A 14,984-nucleotide genomic window follows, 5' to 3' on the forward strand; every position below is an offset into this window, starting at 1 on the left:
GGATGGAACGATGAAGACAATGACTCGACGTTTGACCCTGACCCTTGCCCTGGCAGGCACATTGATGACCTCTGCCGCTGCCCTGTCGATAGCTGCCGACAACGACCTGATCGTTTTCGACTGGGCAGGCTATGAAGATCCCAGCTTCCATCCGAAATATGTCGAACAGTATGGGGCATCACCGACATTCGCTTTCTTCGGTGACGAGGACGAAGCGTTCCAGAAAGTCCGCTCCGGTTTCAAGGCCGATATCGGCCACCCCTGTTCGCAAAGCGTGGAAAAGTGGCGCGAAGCCGGACTGCTTCAACCGCTCGATACGTCAAGGATCACGGGCTGGAAGGATCTCAATCCCGGCATTATGGCGATGAAGAATCTCGCCACCACCGAAGACGGCAAGGCATGGTTCATGCCCTGGGACTGGGGCGATACGCAGTTGACGTATAATTCCGAAAAGATTGACGCAAAAGATGTCCAGTCGCTGCAAGCCTTTGCCGATCCCAAATTCAAGGATCGTGTTTCAATAGGCGACAATGTCGATGATGCCTATGCGCTGGCGAGCCTTGCCATCGGCCTCAAAGACTGGACTCAGATGACGGATGAACAGTTCAAGCAGGCGTCGGACTTCTTGCGCAAGGTTCACAAGAATGTGCGCCTCTACTGGAGCGACACCACCGAAATTGTCCAAGCCTTGAGCGGTGGCGAAGTCGATCTGGCGTGGGCCTGGAACGATGCGGCTGTGCAATCGATGGCCGCAGGTGCCCCCATCGTTTCCAAGAAAGATACGGACGAAGGCATTTCGACCTGGGTGTGCGGCTATGTCTTGTACAAGGATGCGCCCGGCAATCTCGACAAAGCCTATGATTTCTTCAATGCGGTCAATGATCCGGAAGTGGCCAAGACACTTGTTGGCGATTGGGGCTATGGCCAGGCCAACGTGAAGGGGATGGCCGGCGTCGACCCGGCTGTCTTGAAAGATCAAGGCTATGACGACGTAGAGAAATTCATCGACAAGACGTTGTTTCAGTCGCCGGTTCCAACCGATCTGAAGCTCAAGATGATTGCCGAGTTCGAGAAGATCAAGGCTGGCTATTGAGCGACGCTGAATACAAGTCCGAATACAAGTCCGAATACAGGGATGTCGTCATCATAGGTGGCGGTTTTACGGGTCTGTCGGCAGCGCATGAACTGCAAAAGGCCGGTGTCGATTTCCTGCTGCTGGAGGCGCGTGAGCGCGTCGGCGGCAGGGTCGAACCGGGAACCAACGGCCTTGGTGAATCTATCGACAACGGCGGACAGTTCTTGTGCGACGACATGCCTGAAGTCCTTTCCCTCATACGCCGTCTTGGCAAGACAGTGAGCGAAGTCAGACTTGACGGGGCTGTCGTTGCACAGCCGCCTCTGCCGGAGCAGGAATCCGCGCGCACTTATGTCGAGGCGATGGCGTTACGTGAGCGGATGAAGGCAATTGAGCCGGGCGACCCGGCAATCGCTGGCTTGAGTGTCGGCATCTGGTTGAAGCGGCAGGATGAGACCGACACCGTCAAAGCGGTTTTCCGTTCGATGATCGAAGGGCTTTGGTGTCAGTCATTGGAGCGTGTGCCCTTGTGGTATCTGATCGACAATGATCGACGGATCAACAATCAAGTGACTGAACTGCAATATTTTGTCGAAGAAACCATGCACGCTGTTGCGCAGGATCTTGCGTCGGAAGTCATTGACAACATCAGGCTGCAATATCCGGTGTCACGCATTGAGCACAGCGCGCAAGGCGTACGCATAGGTAGCGGCGACTGCGCGATCGAAGCGCGATCCGTCATCATCGCCGTGCCACCAATGATGGCGGCAAGGCTCTCGTTTTCGCCAGCCTTGCCGGCGCCGCTGGCAAAAGCGCTTGGCACCTGGCGCAACGGCTCTGTCATCAAAGTGCAGCTACGATATGCTCATGCATTCTGGCGTGACAGAGACTTGAGTGGCACGGTGATGTGGCATGATCCGGCCGGTCTCTATGCGTTCGATGTCAGCAAGGATGCCGAACACGCAGCGCTTGGCTTTTTCATCGGCGGCCCTTTGGCCGAACTGTGGCGCGGTTTTGATGAAACAGAATTGAAGGATGAAGTGACAGCCCGGCTTGTCACAGCACTTGGCCCCGAAGCGGGTGCGGCCATCGATATCGCGATTCGCGACTGGACGAATGACGCATGGAGTGGTGGCGCCTATAGCGATCTGATCTTCGACATGGGTGCGATGGATGCCGAGCAGGTCTTGCTGGCAGGTGCGCCGCCAGTCTATTTCGCCTCATCAGAACTTTCCCCATCGTTTCCAGGTTATATTGAGGGTGCGCTTGTCGCCGGGCGCATTGGCGCGCGTAAGGTCATTGCCGACCTTCGCCTTGCCAAGCCGGGTATGGCTTCTGGAGATAGGGTCTGATCGGCGAGCCGCCGAAGCCCTTTCAGTCCGATACATGCCGGAGCGAAACCGAAGGTGGCGGACCATATATGACGGGCATCACACAAGTGTGACTGAACCATTGTAGCCACATTCGGTTAAGGTTGACGGCCTCAAGCGCACAATCAAGTGAGAGCTATCATTATTGATGGGAGAAATGCCTTGAAGACACTAATCATTGCGACGGCGATGTTGCTATCGATATCCGGGACGAGTTGGGCGAATGGTGATTGGATCGTCAAGAAAAGTCCTCACACGGCTTCGCAAACCGCAGACCTTCTGGTCGCTGCGGTTGAAAAAGCCGGTGCTAAGGTTTTCGCAAAAGTCGACCATGCCGCAGGTGCCAAGGCTGTGGGCGCGGAGCTTGAACCGACGATTCTGGTTATCTTCGGCAATCCCAAGATAGGAACCCCCATTATCGAGGCGGACCGGCGCGCGGCCCTTGATCTGCCAATCAGGGTTTTGATCTGGGAAGTGGATGGAGCAACATCGATCGGCTATGAAAAGCCCGAAGCACTGAAAGCACGATATTCGATTGATGGGGCGGATAAATCCTTTGCCACCATGACTGGCGCGCTGAACAAGCTGACAGACGCAGCCATTCAATAGACAATATGGGTGCCGCATCGATCTCTGCGCGTGCCAATTTCTGGCCGGTTTCTGGTAAGGGTATGATTGGGGGTTCTTTCGCCCCGATTCGGGTCGCGTCAGGTGTTGGCGCGATGGGAGATATTTGACGTTGAAGAAAGCCCTGATCGGTTTGGGAGCCATCGCTGCGATCATTGTCGTAGCGGTTGTCGGCATTGCAATTTTTTCGAGAGAAGTTGCAACCGTCGCGGTTGAAGAAGGCTATGGGCCGAACCCGAAACTCCCGCCACCCAACCCAACCTTGTTGCCGACGGTCAATATCGCCAGGGCCAGTCCGTGGCCTGATGGCGAAAAGCCGATTGCGGCGCAGGGGTTGATCGTCAATGAGTTCGCTGGCGGCCTTGATCATCCACGCTGGCTGCATGTGCTGCCAAACGGCGATGTTCTGGTCGCGCAGAGCAACAAGCCGGCAAATTCCGAACAAGGTTTCAGCTTGCGAAACTGGGCGACGGAATTGGTGATGGGCTTGGCGGGCGCTGGCGTGCCAAGCGCCAATCGCATCACGCTGCTGCGCGATAAGGATGGTGACGGCGTTGCCGAAACCCGTGAGACATTTCTGGAAAACCTCAACTCGCCATTCGGCATGACCACTGCAAATGGCAAGCTGTATGTTGCCAATACCGACGCAATTGTTGCGTTCCCCTATCATGAGGGCGAAACCCAAATCATAGCAGAGCCCGAAAAGATTGCCGATCTGCCGGCCGGTGCCATCAATCATCACTGGACGAAAGACGTCATCATTTCGCCTGATGGGACGAAGCTTTACGCCACCGTCGGTTCCAACAGCAATGTGGGTGAAAATGGCATGGATGCCGAAAAGAACCGCGCGGCGGTGCTGGAGATCGATCTGAAAAGCCGCGCCACGCGATTGTTCGCCTCAGGGCTGCGCAATCCCAACGGTCTGTCATGGAACCCGCAAACCGGTGATCTGTGGGTGGTCGTCAACGAGCGCGATGAAATCGGCAGCGACCTCGTGCCCGACTACATGACTACGGTGAAGGATGGCGGGTTTTATGGCTGGCCCTACAGCTATTACGGACAACATGTTGACGAACGCGTGAAACCGCAACGCCCCGATCTGGTCGAAAAAGCACGCGTGCCGGACTATGCGCTAGGTGCACACACGGGGTCTCTGGGGCTTACCTTCAATACGTCGGAACGGTTTGGGAGCGTCTTTCGCGATGGCGCATTCATTGGCCAGCACGGGTCGTGGAACCGCCGGCCGCGCAGCGGCTACAAGGTGATCTTCGTACCATTCACTGATGGTATGCCTTCGGGACCGCCGCAAGATATCCTGACCGGGTTCATCGGTGCCAATGACAAAGCATATGGTCGGCCAGTTGGCGTTGCCATTGACCGAAGCGGCGCGCTCCTGGTGGCCGACGATGTTGGTAACAAGATATGGCGCGTGGTTCCCGGCGCACCGATGTAGGCTGCATGTTATTCTTGCCCATGCGAACAGGGCTCGATCACGATGGGCGCGCTGGCGCTTGCTCCGAGCGTCAGACATGGCAGACCTTTGGCGCAGAGAGACCATCCCCCGACTGTCGCGCCTGAGGCAGCAAGATTGAGCCTTGGCAGTGGCGGCAGCTTCGGCCGGTAAATCCATTGGCCGTTTTCAAAAACACTGCCTTCGGGCGGGTCCATGCCTGCCCCCGAACCCTCAATGCGCGCCTCGGTGACGATCAATCCAGCCGGCGTCACCTTCCAGTGTTCTTCCCATCGGATTTTCTCGACAGAGTGGGTCCATGACAATGTGAAGGCTGCGGCGGCAAGCACTACAGTTTTACCAGCAGCAATGACGCAAATGCTCATGATCGAGCCGTCGCGTCCGGCGTTTTCGTGCGAAACCAGTGCAAACCGAAGAACACGACGGCCAGCGAAAAGCCGATCTCGTCAGTCACGGGAAGCGCTGCGATCAGCGACAAAGCCGCTGCTGTTGCAAGCAATCGCTCCCAGATGACGAGCCGCGCGCGAAGGAAGCCTATGACGGCCGCGCCCCACAAGGCTATCGCCAGCGCCGCCTTGAACACGACAAATGCAACGGCTGGCCAAAACCCGATAGCGGCGGCAAGTGGTCCGCCGTCCTGCATCATCAATGCGGGCGTATAGACCGCCATATAGGGGATGACGAAACCGGCGGCGGCGACCTTTATGGCCTCGAACGAAATCTTGAAACCTGTTTCCTTGGCAATCGGTGCTGCCGCAAAACAGGCCAGGGCGACTGGGGGGTGAGATCGGCGAGGATGCCGAAATAGAACACGAACATATGGGTGACCAGCAGTGGCACCTCAAGATGCAGGAGTGCCGGTCCGGCTATCGAAGACGTGATGATGTAGTTGGGGATGGTCGGGATGCCCATGCCGAGCACGATGCAGGTTATCATGGTGAGGACGAGTGACAGGAAAAGACTGGTGCTGCCGACCGAGACGATAAACTGGCCAAAGGTGGTGGCAATGCCGGTCAGCGTCATGGTGCCGATGATGATGCCAACGACCGCGCAGGCCACGCCAACGGGCAGTGCTGTTTTGGCACCTTCTGCGAGTGAATCGCGGCAAACGGCGAGTGTCTCCCGGCCTCCGTCGACAAAAATATTTGCGATGATGAGAACTGCGGCGGCAACCAGAATTGCGCCGATGCCGATCTTGAAAAAACTCGCCGCTACAAGCCCAAGGCCAATCCAGAAGATGACGCGCAGCACGGCATTGGGAAAGCCGAGCGCCACCGAACCGCCGAGAATGAGAAGGACGGTGAGCGCCAGCCCGATCGTGCCCGCATAAAGCGGCGTGTAGCCGCTGAACAGCAGGTATATCAGCACCGCCAGCGGCAAGATGAGATACCACCCCTTCCTGAAGGCGGCGAGCGGAGAGGGCAATTCGGATTTCGGCAACCCGTGCAAGGCGTATTTGCCCGCTTCCAGATGAACCATCCAGAAGGCGGAAGCAAAATAGAGAACGGCAGGAATGATCGCTGCTTTGACAACTTCGTAATATTCGATGCCGATTGTTTCGGCCATGATGAAGGCAACAGCACCCATGACCGGAGGCATCAGTTGGCCGCCCATGGAAGATGTCGATTCCACGCCACCGGCAAAAGCCGCGCGATAGCCGAAGCGCTTCATCAGGGGGATCGTGAATTGGCCGGTGGTAACGACGTTGGCAACGCCGGAGCCCGAAATCGTACCCATCATGCCTGATGCAATGACGGCGACCTTGGCCGCACCGCCGCGAGCGTGACCAACGAAACCGAGCGAGACATCGGTGAACAGCCGGATCATACCGGCGCGTTCGAGAAAGGAACCGAACAGGATGAAAAGGAAGATGTAGGTGGCCGAGACATAAATCGGAATGCCGTATATGCCTTCCGTGCCATAGGCCATCTGATCGATCACCTGCGAGAAGTCATAGCCGCGCGTGTCGAAGGGGGCGGGCAGATACTCGCCAAAGCATGCGTAGAGCAGGAAGCTGCCGGAAATGATCGGCAGCGCCGGGCCCATGATAATATAAGCGGCGATGAAGACCGTGATCAGTGCGACAATGCCAAACAGCAGGTCGAGCGTATTGGGCGTTCCCGCGCGGAAGATAAGCGGCTGATATTCGACATATTGGTAAAGCGCGACCGAGACGCCAGCCAGCGCCAACAACCAGGCAATCGTCTTGAAGGGGGCGATGCACCGCGCACGATGGCGACAAGGGGAAAGGCCAGCAGCATCAAGAAGCCGATATGGAATGCGCGCAGAATCTGGCTCGGCAGATTGATGATATGGGCGGCCGTTGCAATCTGAAACAGCGAGAAAACAACAGCGATCCAGAAAAGAAGACGCCCTTCGAATGTGACGGGAAATCCGTTGCCGGTGGGATCGTGCAGATCAGGCTTGAGCGCCTTACTGTCATCTGGGCCACCGGGCGTACTGTCAGCGCGGGGATCGTCAATTTTGGTCATGAAAACCTCGAAACTGCACGAACCAATACGGGTGGCGCAACATTAATGAGTCCTGACCCTTGAGCACCGTAAGGAAGAGCTGGCGCTGTCTTTGCGCCACGCCCTTCCCCTTCAGGAAAATCGCTGCATTCGATGGTATCGACGAACCGAAATGGAGCGGTTCAATCCGATACCATCGCAATTATCAGGCAAGGTTACAGCAAGCCCTGTTCCTTGTAGTAGCGCTCGGCACCGGGATGGAGCGGGATCGGCAGTCCCATGACCGCGTTCTTGGCGGAGATCGCCTTGGCGGCATTATGGGCGGCAACCATGTCGTCGAGATGCTCGAAAAGCTGTTTCGTCATCTGATAGGCTTCCTCGTCGGAAATGTCGGCGCGGGTGACGAGAATATTGGTGATGGCAAGCGTCGGCACATCTTCCGTCTGGCCCTCATAAGTGCCGGCGGGAATGGTTGCGGCCTGGAACGGCGCGCCGAGTTTTTCCGCGACTTCTGCCGGAACCGCAACGACGGTAATCGGCATTGATGCGGCCAGGTCCTTGATGGAGGCAACACCGAGACCCGCCGATTGCAAGGTGGCGTCAAGCTGGCGGTTCTTTATGAGTTCGACAGACTCGCCAAAGGGCAGATACTGCGCCTGGCCCAGATCGTCATAACTCATTGACTCGGCTTCAAAAATGCGGCGTGCATTGAGTTCGGTACCCGATTTGGGCGCACCAACGGAAAGGCTCTTGCCTTTCAGATCCGCGAATTTCGTGACGCCTGAATCCTTGGAAGCCACGATCTGGATGTAGTTGGGATAAATCGCGGCAATGGCACGTAGCTTGTCGAGTTTCTTGGGAAAGCCGGCTTCCTCGTCTCCGGCCCATGCGGATTTGACGGAGTCACCGAGTGCGAACGCTATTTCGCCCTTGCCTTGCTGAATCAGGTTGAGGTTATCGACCGATGCCTTTGTGGATTGCACCTGCGTGCGTACGCCTTCGATATTGTCAGCATAGATTTTCGACAGGGCAACGCCCAGCGGATAATACACGCCGGAAGTGCCGCCGGTGAGCACATTGATGAATTCGCCGGCACGGGCCGATGCAGCGGATAGTCCGGTTGTCAGCGCAATTGCGCCGGCAGCAACAAGATTGATGATCTTCATGGTCAGTAGAACCTCCCTGTTGAATCATGCAGGCCTGCAAAACCAGACCTCCGATGGGTACTAGATTAATATTATACGTCGTCGGACAAATTGAAACTTCTGGTTGCCAGAATTGGCGCAGACCCCGGTTCCTCCAAATTGGCATGTTAGGCTGCGTTTTTACGATGCCGCAAGCTATGTTGTTCGATAGTTTTATCCGCAGCCATACCAACCCGGCTTGCATGGCTGCGCGGCAATCGCGAAAATCCGCGAAATCACTCCCAGTTCGAGCAGTTTACTGCCCAGCGGCTTCTTTCGCGATCTCATCAAGTAGCGCGTTGACCTGATCGCGTCCGTCGCCGGGTGGCAGGCGGCGATAGCCGACGGTTACCGTGCCTTTCTGGGTTGCGGCCTCATAAACGAAAAGCCCGTACGGACAATAGGCGATGTTGCCGATGTCGGCCTCCATCGCCTTGCGTGACACCACGGCGGAGCAGAAAAGAAAGAGTTCCGCACCATTGTAAAGCGCCTTGTCTGCGCCGACATCGCCAGCGGTTCGCTTGAGCATATCGCCGACCATGCCGTGATAATCGACGACATAGCCGCGATTGATGATGGCGTCCGATAGATCGGCCGCGACATCGGCGAAACTTGAGTCTGTGGTGTAAGTGGTAACGTCATCTCCGGCGCGGCCTGGCGTCGAAAATGCCAATCCGGCAATGAGGCAAAAAGCGATTATACCAGCACTGCGCAGTTTCTCACAAAACAGTATCATCGAAACCTCGCTTTCTAAAGCGCGTCGCGTCTAAAGGAGTTCATGCAGGGTTCTTCAAGCCTTTGTGCTTGTGCATGTCGTTGTCTGAAAAACCGTTGCATATTTTTGGGCGACATGCAGCAGGCGTCGACCGATCACGGCCTCACATAGGCGTAGCCGTCTGCCTGAAGCTCCATCAGGCGCACAACGCCTGAAGGCACGCTCGTTGCCTCGCTCAACAGCGGCACGTCCTTGCCGGCTTTCTTGATCATGCCTTTATGCGTGTTCTCACAGGCGGCGAATGTGATCTCCGGGCTCTCCAGCGACATGGCCGATATGCGGTCCTTAACCGGGCTCTTGTCGGCAACATACATATTCAGACCGGGGCCATAGGCGACAATTTCGATGGCAACAGCCTCGCCCTTGGCCTCGTAGTATTTCTTGACGTTCTGGGCATTGTTGAGCGCCAGATTCATGACAGCCGGATCGTTCTCATCGACCTGAATAGCCAGTTTGTGAACCGCTTCGGCAGCCTGCGCGGCGACAACGGTGAGCGAAAGTGCAGCGGCAATCGCCGCTTGGCGCATCCAATGCATATTGATTCCTCCATAGCGACCTTCTTGGTGCGTTGACCCGGGTCGTCAAAGCAATAAAGATGCGAAAAATAGAATGTGTCAATGACGCTGCGTTCGCATTCGGTATTTTAAGATAGAGTTTGCTGGAGGGTCTGACGATGGCTTTTACGCGCCGAAGCATGATGGTGGGGTCTGCGACACTGGTTGCGGCGGGGACTATGGCACAGCCACTATGGGCGATTGGGCACCTTGCCGCCGGAGACGCAGAACTGACCATCGTCAGTGACGGTTACATGGAATTGCCGATCGGGTTTGCGATGCCTGATACTCCGGTGCCGGATCTGACACGCCTGCTCTCGGAAAATGGGATGCCGACCGACAGGCTGGTCAATGATTGCAATATCACGTTTCTGAAGCGCGCCGACCGCCTCGCCATCTTCGATGTCGGTGCAGGCAGCCGGTTCTTGCCGACGACGGGAAGGCTGAGCGACAATCTCAGCGAAGCGGGTATCGACGCGGAAGCGGTGACCGATGTCATTTTCACGCATGCCCATCCCGATCATATTTGGGGCGTCACCGACGATTTTGACGAGTTGATGTTTCCCAACGCCAGCTACAAGATCGCGCAGGCCGAGTGGGATTTCTGGTCGTCTCCAGACGCAATTGATTCAATGCCCGATGAGCGCAAGAATTTCGTGGCCGGAGCACGCAACCGTTTTGCGGCGATTGAAGACCGCGTCTCGTTCTTCATGCCCGGCGATGCGGTTTTCGATAATGTCGAGGCTGTTGCGACGCCCGGCCATACGCCGGGCCACACCTCATTCATGGTGCATGGTGGCAGCGACCCCGTGCTGATTGCGGGCGACGCTGTCACCAATGTCGTTGTGTCTCTTGGTCGGCCAGACTGGCCTTCCGGTGCCGATCAGGATCGCGACCTCGCCATCAAGACGCGACTGGCATTGCTCGACCGTGTGGCCGGAGACAAAAACCGCATCATTGGGTTTCATTTTCCGCATCCGGCAGGCGGCATGATCGAACGCAGCGGTTCTGCCTATCGATTCGTGCCTGCCTGACAGCTATTCGACTGGCTGGCGATCCACGTGGCGAAAAGCCGCGAGCGGCTTGCCTTCGATCAGATAGGAAAGCCCCATGCGCGCACCGAGCGCAATGGAGGCCATGACCAGTGGCGCGGAAACGGCCATTACCGAGACTGCGGAAATACCCTGGCCAATCGTGCAACCCAAGGCGAAGACACCACCGGTCCCCATCAGGAAGCCACCAGTGAGGTGGCGACCGAGTTCGCGTGCATCGTCACAAGCTTCCCAGCGTACATCCCTGCGATAGAGCGCGCAGGCACTGGCACCGATGACCACACCGACGACCAATCCGACACCATAGTCTGGTAGCAGGCCGGTGAAGGTGATGAACTGGAAAATCGTATCGGCGACTGGAACGACGAACGATGCGGCCTCGATCTGCACCGGCTCGAACGAGTGGCGCAACGCATATGTTGTTGCCACCCAACCCAGGGAAACAACTCCGCCAATCACAGCACCAGTTGCAAGCGAGCCATATTCGCGACGAAATCCGCGGTCACAAAAATCCACCACAGCAAGCCGGCGGCAGCGACGACAGCGGCGGCCAGGTGAAGATCGGTGCCGGTGAGCCACGAAAGGATCGCACCTATCGATTGATCACTTGCCGGTGACAGGTCGAAAGCCAGATTGTCGACGATGCGCACCCGTCCCATTGCGATGAGCCCGCGCTGCGCGGCAAGCGCCGACAGGCCGAGCACGACCAGAACGATGAGCGCGCGCAGGCTGCCGCCGCCGGTGCGCACCAGTGCGCCGAAACCACAGGTGCCGACCAGCGCCATGCCGAAACCGAAGGCGAGCCCGCCGATAATCGAGCCGGTCCATCCGAATTCCGGGTTGAGGTAGAAGCTTTTGCCGATATCGGCATAGCCGGCGCGGGCAAGCAATTGAGTGAGGATCAGCGCGATGGCGGCTGCCAGCACCCAGGTTCTCAGGCCGCGGCTGTCACCGGCATACCAGTGGCGCTCCAGCGCCGACATTGTGCAAAAATGCTGATGGCGCGCGACAAAGCCAAGGACTATGCCAGCGAGCAGGCCGACCAGCGGCAGGAACCACGGCGAGGTGGTCAAGTCCATCCTTTTCCTCCCGCAGGCCAATGGTGGCCTGCATGACGGCACGCAAAGTGCCGCAACTCCTGTCGCTCAGGTCGTATTGCGTACCGGTGCGCAGAAAAGCTCATAGAGCGTGCCAACGACCGACGAGACCTCTGCACTGGCGATCGAATAGTAAATGACACGGCCTGCGCGACGTGTGTTGACCAATCTGTCGAAGCGAAGTCTGGCGAGTTGTTGCGACACGGCGGCCTGCGGCATGTTCATGATGTCCTCAAGTTCGGACACAGACTTTTCCCCCTCCGCAAGCAGGCAAAGGATCAGAAGGCGGCTTTCATGCGACAATGCCTTGAGCAAGTCGCTCGCCTTGCGGGCCTGATCGAGCAAACGCTTGAAATCTTCCGGTGACTGGGTTTCGCTGGGTTTGGGCAGGCTCATTTCACGCGCCTCCACCTTGTTCGCTTGCGGGCGGCAGTTTTGCCAGCAATTCGTCGATGCGAAACCAGAAGAACTGGTCGCCGGGATAGCCACGCAATCTACCGATCTCCTTGCCCTTGTCCATAAGGATGAACGTCGGGGTGGCGCGCTCTTTTTGCACGTCCTCCAGATCAGCGGGCCACGGTTCGGTGATATCCACGCGCCGCAGCGGCGCACGCCGGCCCTCGTCGGTGTTTGGCCATGCCGGCGCGATCTCCGCGTTGAACCTGGCGCACCAGATACAGCCGGGTTGCTCCACCACCACGAGTTCGGCAGCAAATGTGGGAACAGCCATTGCGCAGAGCATGAATGCAAGGCCGAGCAGGAGCGGAACAGAAAATTTCATCGAGAGGTCCAAATTTGTCGTTTGCAACATATAGTATTTTTCGAATATCTTCCAGAACCAATAGTCGGGCTGCCATAGACGCCGCTCCAAAACCACAGGGGATGAAATGCTCGATGTCAGCCTAGGCGGTGCGTTTCTGGCAGGTCTGCTTTCTTTCGTGTCGCCTTGCGTGCTGCCGATCGTTCCACCCTATCTGGCATGGCTTGCCGGTGTCAGCTTTGAAGAACTCAAGGCGGAAGGCGAAAATGAGGCGCGCCGCAAACGGGTGTTTTTTGCCGCAGTCGCTTTCGTACTCGGCTTTACCACCGTCTTCGTCGCGCTCGGGGCAACAGCAAGTGTGCTGGGCAGAACCATCGCGCAATATTTCGACGTGCTGTCGGTCATCGCCGGCGCCATCATCATCGTGATGGGACTGCATTTCCTTGGCGTCTTCCGTATTGGTTTGCTCTACCGCGAGGCACGCGTTCAGGTGGCCAGAAAGCCTGCCGGTCTGGTTGGTGCCTATGTCATCGGCCTCGCCTTTGCCTTTGGCTGGACCCCTTGCGTCGGGCCGGTGCTGGCGGCCATCCTTTTCATTGCGGGGACTTCGGGTAGCGCGGGCCAAGGCGCATTGCTTCTCGCGGTCTATTCTCTCGGGATAGGTATACCCTTCCTTTTGGCGGCGTTGTTTGCCGGGCGGTTTCTTGGCTGGGCGGCGCGGTTTCGCCAGCACATGCACAAGATCGAAATGGCAATGGGTGGCCTCCTGGTGATTACCGGCGTGCTGTTCATCACCGGACAAATGTCAGTCATCTCCTATTGGTTGCTCGAAACATTCCCTATATTCCAGTTGATTGGATAGGATGTGCAAATGCTCAAGACCACACTCGCCTTCATTGCACTCATGTTTGTCGGGCTCACCCCGGCATTGGCCGATATCGGTGATGACGGATTGCACAAGGAAGCCTGGTTTACGATCACCTTCCGCGACATCGGCGAGGATATCCAGCAGGCCAAGGACGAAGGCAAGCGTCTGGCCATCGTGTTCGAGCAGCGCGGCTGCATCTATTGCGCAGCCATGCATGAAAAGCTCTTGAGCGACCCTGAAGTGCGCGACTACATCAAGGCCAACTTCATGGTCGTCCAGTACAACATGTTCGGCGACGAGGAAGTGACCGATCTCGACGGCGATGTGCTGACCGAAAAAAGGCTGCGCGCAAATGGGGGTATGTTTTCACGCCGACCATCGTCTTCCTGCCTGACGACGTTCCAAGCGGCAAGAGCGTGGCGGAGGCGGCCGTTGCCACCATGCCGGGCGCGTTCGGCAAATGGACTTTTCTGGACATGTTCCGGTGGGTTCGCGAAAAAGGTTATGAAAAGGACGAACATTTCCAGATCTACCATGCCCGCCATATAAAGGAATTGCGTGCGGCTGGCCGACTGGATGCGGAATAAATAACGGGGCGAGGCCAACATATTCAGAAAATCATATTTTTCGATTGATGACTTGGCAAAGTGTCGATAACCTACATTCAAGGAGACAGGAGCCAGCTCGATAGGTTCCGAAAAGTTGGGGGAGAGTGAGCGCATGAATTTTGCTCGAATCTTTATGGCGGCATCCGCCGGTTTGCTGCTGGGTGGCACGGCGTTCGCTGCTGATATCGCTCCTGCAAACGTGAAGTTCGTGGATAATGCGATTTCCGATTCACTGACCGGAGCGCCGGGCAATGCCGAAGAAGGTGCCAAGGTCTTCGCAAACCGCAAGCTTGGCAATTGTCTGGCGTGTCACGCCAACAAGGCCATGTCGGAGCAGCTTTTTCAGGGTGATGTCGCGCCGCCGCTCGATGGTGTGGCCGACCGCTGGAAAGCTGAAGAATTGCGCGCGATCGTTGTCGATTCCAAGCATGTGTTTGGCGAGGAGACTGTGATGCCCGGCTTTTATTCGCTGAATGTCGGCATCAATGTACGCAAGAATCTGGTCGGCAAGACGATATTGAGCGCCCAGCAGGTTGAAGACGTTGTCGCCTATCTGGCGACGCTCAAGGAATAGTCGCGCAAGCGCACGGAGACACCGATGAAGATGAACAGACGGCAGGCATTGCAGTTTTCGGTGGGCGCGGTCGCGCTCGCAGGGCTTGGCCTTCGCATAGATACTGCGAACGCCACGCCTGAGGAAACCAGCAAGGCAATCGCGGAATTTGCGGGTGGCAAGACACCCGGCGCAGGCAAGATAACATTGATAGCGCCGGAAATCGCGGAAAACGGCAACACAGTGCCGATTTCCGTCAGTGTCGATAGCGCCATGAGCGGCGACGACATGGTGCAGTCGGTGATGATCTTTGCCGAGAACAATCCCAATCCGGAAGTGGCGACGTTCAATTTTACCGCAATGAGCGGAGCTGCGGAAGCGACGACGCGCATGCGTCTGGCTAAGACGCAAAATGTCATTGCCGTTGCCAAGATGGCTGACGGCTCAGTGTTCATGGACAAGAAAGAAGTCAAGGTAACCATCGGCGGTTGCGGCGGCTGATGGTAACGAGCGTTTAGG

16 protein-coding genes and 2 pseudogenes are annotated in these 14,984 nt (G+C 57.0%); 9 read left to right on the plus strand and 9 right to left on the minus strand.

Annotation, left to right across the window (positions count from 1 at the left end; all coding sequences use genetic code 11):
- Nucleotides 1-10: 10 nt before the first annotated feature.
- The 4 genes from AC0L7S_RS08310 (at nucleotide 11) to AC0L7S_RS08325 (ending at nucleotide 4,525) form a co-directional block, all read left to right on the plus strand.
- Nucleotides 11-1,093 (plus strand): ABC transporter substrate-binding protein, encoded by a 1,083-nt coding sequence (locus AC0L7S_RS08310; protein WP_473473890.1) that lies wholly within the window; start codon nucleotides 11-13, stop codon nucleotides 1,091-1,093.
- Nucleotides 1,090-2,427, plus strand: a complete 1,338-nt coding sequence (locus tag AC0L7S_RS08315; RefSeq protein WP_473473891.1) for a flavin monoamine oxidase family protein — start codon at nucleotides 1,090-1,092, stop codon at nucleotides 2,425-2,427. Before AC0L7S_RS08310 ends, AC0L7S_RS08315 begins: the two co-directional genes overlap by 4 nt.
- A gap of 180 nt (nucleotides 2,428-2,607) precedes the next feature.
- Complete coding sequence (locus tag AC0L7S_RS08320; RefSeq protein WP_473473892.1) at nucleotides 2,608-3,054, plus strand: DUF302 domain-containing protein; 447 nt, start codon at nucleotides 2,608-2,610, stop codon at nucleotides 3,052-3,054.
- 193 nt (nucleotides 3,055-3,247) lie between these two features.
- A complete protein-coding gene (locus tag AC0L7S_RS08325; RefSeq protein WP_473474231.1) occupies nucleotides 3,248-4,525 on the plus strand; it encodes a PQQ-dependent sugar dehydrogenase in 1,278 nt (425 codons plus the stop codon).
- Between the two features lie 8 nt (nucleotides 4,526-4,533).
- Here the strand turns inward: AC0L7S_RS08325 and AC0L7S_RS08330 are convergent, their stop codons facing one another.
- From AC0L7S_RS08330 to AC0L7S_RS08350, 5 genes and pseudogenes are all read right to left on the minus strand, one after another.
- Complete coding sequence (locus tag AC0L7S_RS08330; protein ID WP_473473893.1) at nucleotides 4,534-4,908, minus strand: DUF1850 domain-containing protein; 375 nt, start codon at nucleotides 4,906-4,908, stop codon at nucleotides 4,534-4,536.
- Nucleotides 4,905-7,035 (minus strand): annotated as a pseudogene (locus AC0L7S_RS08335) (TRAP transporter permease). The gene AC0L7S_RS08330 and the pseudogene AC0L7S_RS08335 overlap by 4 nt, the downstream one beginning before the upstream one ends.
- 194 nt (nucleotides 7,036-7,229) lie before the next feature.
- Nucleotides 7,230-8,180, minus strand: a complete 951-nt coding sequence (locus tag AC0L7S_RS08340) for a TAXI family TRAP transporter solute-binding subunit (RefSeq protein WP_473473894.1) — start codon at nucleotides 8,178-8,180, stop codon at nucleotides 7,230-7,232.
- 274 nt (nucleotides 8,181-8,454) lie between these two features.
- Nucleotides 8,455-8,934: a DUF302 domain-containing protein gene (locus AC0L7S_RS08345; protein WP_473473895.1), complete on the minus strand. Its 480-nt coding sequence runs from the start codon at nucleotides 8,932-8,934 to the stop codon at nucleotides 8,455-8,457.
- A 134-nt stretch (nucleotides 8,935-9,068) separates the two neighbouring features.
- A complete protein-coding gene (locus tag AC0L7S_RS08350) occupies nucleotides 9,069-9,509 on the minus strand; it encodes a DsrE family protein (RefSeq protein ID WP_473473896.1) in 441 nt (146 codons plus the stop codon).
- 137 nt (nucleotides 9,510-9,646) lie between these two features.
- Between AC0L7S_RS08350 and AC0L7S_RS08355 the strand changes: the two genes are divergently transcribed.
- Nucleotides 9,647-10,561, plus strand: coding sequence for an MBL fold metallo-hydrolase (locus AC0L7S_RS08355; RefSeq protein WP_473473897.1), 915 nt, complete (start codon nucleotides 9,647-9,649; stop codon nucleotides 10,559-10,561).
- 3 nt (nucleotides 10,562-10,564) lie between these two features.
- Here AC0L7S_RS08355 and AC0L7S_RS08360 read toward each other — a convergent pair whose 3' ends face one another.
- The 4 genes from AC0L7S_RS08360 to AC0L7S_RS08375 all read right to left on the minus strand — a co-directional run bounded on the left by AC0L7S_RS08360 (nucleotide 10,565) and on the right by AC0L7S_RS08375 (nucleotide 12,457).
- On the minus strand, nucleotides 10,565-11,098 hold the full coding sequence (locus AC0L7S_RS08360; RefSeq protein WP_473473898.1) for a YeeE/YedE thiosulfate transporter family protein: 534 nt from the start codon (nucleotides 11,096-11,098) through the stop codon (nucleotides 10,565-10,567).
- Nucleotides 11,035-11,658 (minus strand): YeeE/YedE thiosulfate transporter family protein, encoded by a 624-nt coding sequence (locus AC0L7S_RS08365; protein ID WP_473473899.1) that lies wholly within the window; start codon nucleotides 11,656-11,658, stop codon nucleotides 11,035-11,037. The genes AC0L7S_RS08360 and AC0L7S_RS08365 overlap by 64 nt, the downstream gene beginning before the upstream one ends.
- A gap of 66 nt (nucleotides 11,659-11,724) precedes the next feature.
- Nucleotides 11,725-12,072, minus strand: coding sequence for an ArsR/SmtB family transcription factor (locus AC0L7S_RS08370; protein ID WP_473473900.1), 348 nt, complete (start codon nucleotides 12,070-12,072; stop codon nucleotides 11,725-11,727).
- Between the two features lies 1 nt (nucleotide 12,073).
- Nucleotides 12,074-12,457 (minus strand): transcriptional regulator, encoded by a 384-nt coding sequence (locus AC0L7S_RS08375; protein ID WP_473473901.1) that lies wholly within the window; start codon nucleotides 12,455-12,457, stop codon nucleotides 12,074-12,076.
- Between the two features lie 106 nt (nucleotides 12,458-12,563).
- Here AC0L7S_RS08375 and AC0L7S_RS08380 point away from each other — a divergent pair, with 106 nt between their 5' ends.
- The 4 genes and pseudogenes from AC0L7S_RS08380 to soxY all read left to right on the plus strand — a co-directional run bounded on the left by AC0L7S_RS08380 (nucleotide 12,564) and on the right by soxY (nucleotide 14,966).
- A complete protein-coding gene (locus AC0L7S_RS08380; protein WP_473473902.1) occupies nucleotides 12,564-13,298 on the plus strand; it encodes a cytochrome c biogenesis CcdA family protein in 735 nt (244 codons plus the stop codon).
- Nucleotides 13,299-13,307: 9 nt separating this feature from the next.
- Nucleotides 13,308-13,891, plus strand: a pseudogene (locus AC0L7S_RS08385) (SoxW family protein).
- Nucleotides 13,892-14,024: 133 nt separating this feature from the next.
- Nucleotides 14,025-14,486 carry a sulfur oxidation c-type cytochrome SoxX gene (soxX, locus tag AC0L7S_RS08390; RefSeq protein WP_473473903.1) on the plus strand — a complete coding sequence of 154 codons (462 nt, stop codon included), beginning with the start codon at nucleotides 14,025-14,027 and terminating at the stop codon, nucleotides 14,484-14,486.
- Nucleotides 14,487-14,510: 24 nt separating this feature from the next.
- Entirely contained in the window at nucleotides 14,511-14,966 is a 456-nt protein-coding gene (gene soxY, locus AC0L7S_RS08395; protein ID WP_473473904.1) for a thiosulfate oxidation carrier protein SoxY, read from the plus strand.
- Nucleotides 14,967-14,984: the final 18 nt, after the last annotated feature.

This window comes from Mesorhizobium sp. G2-6-1 (assembly GCF_055809095.1).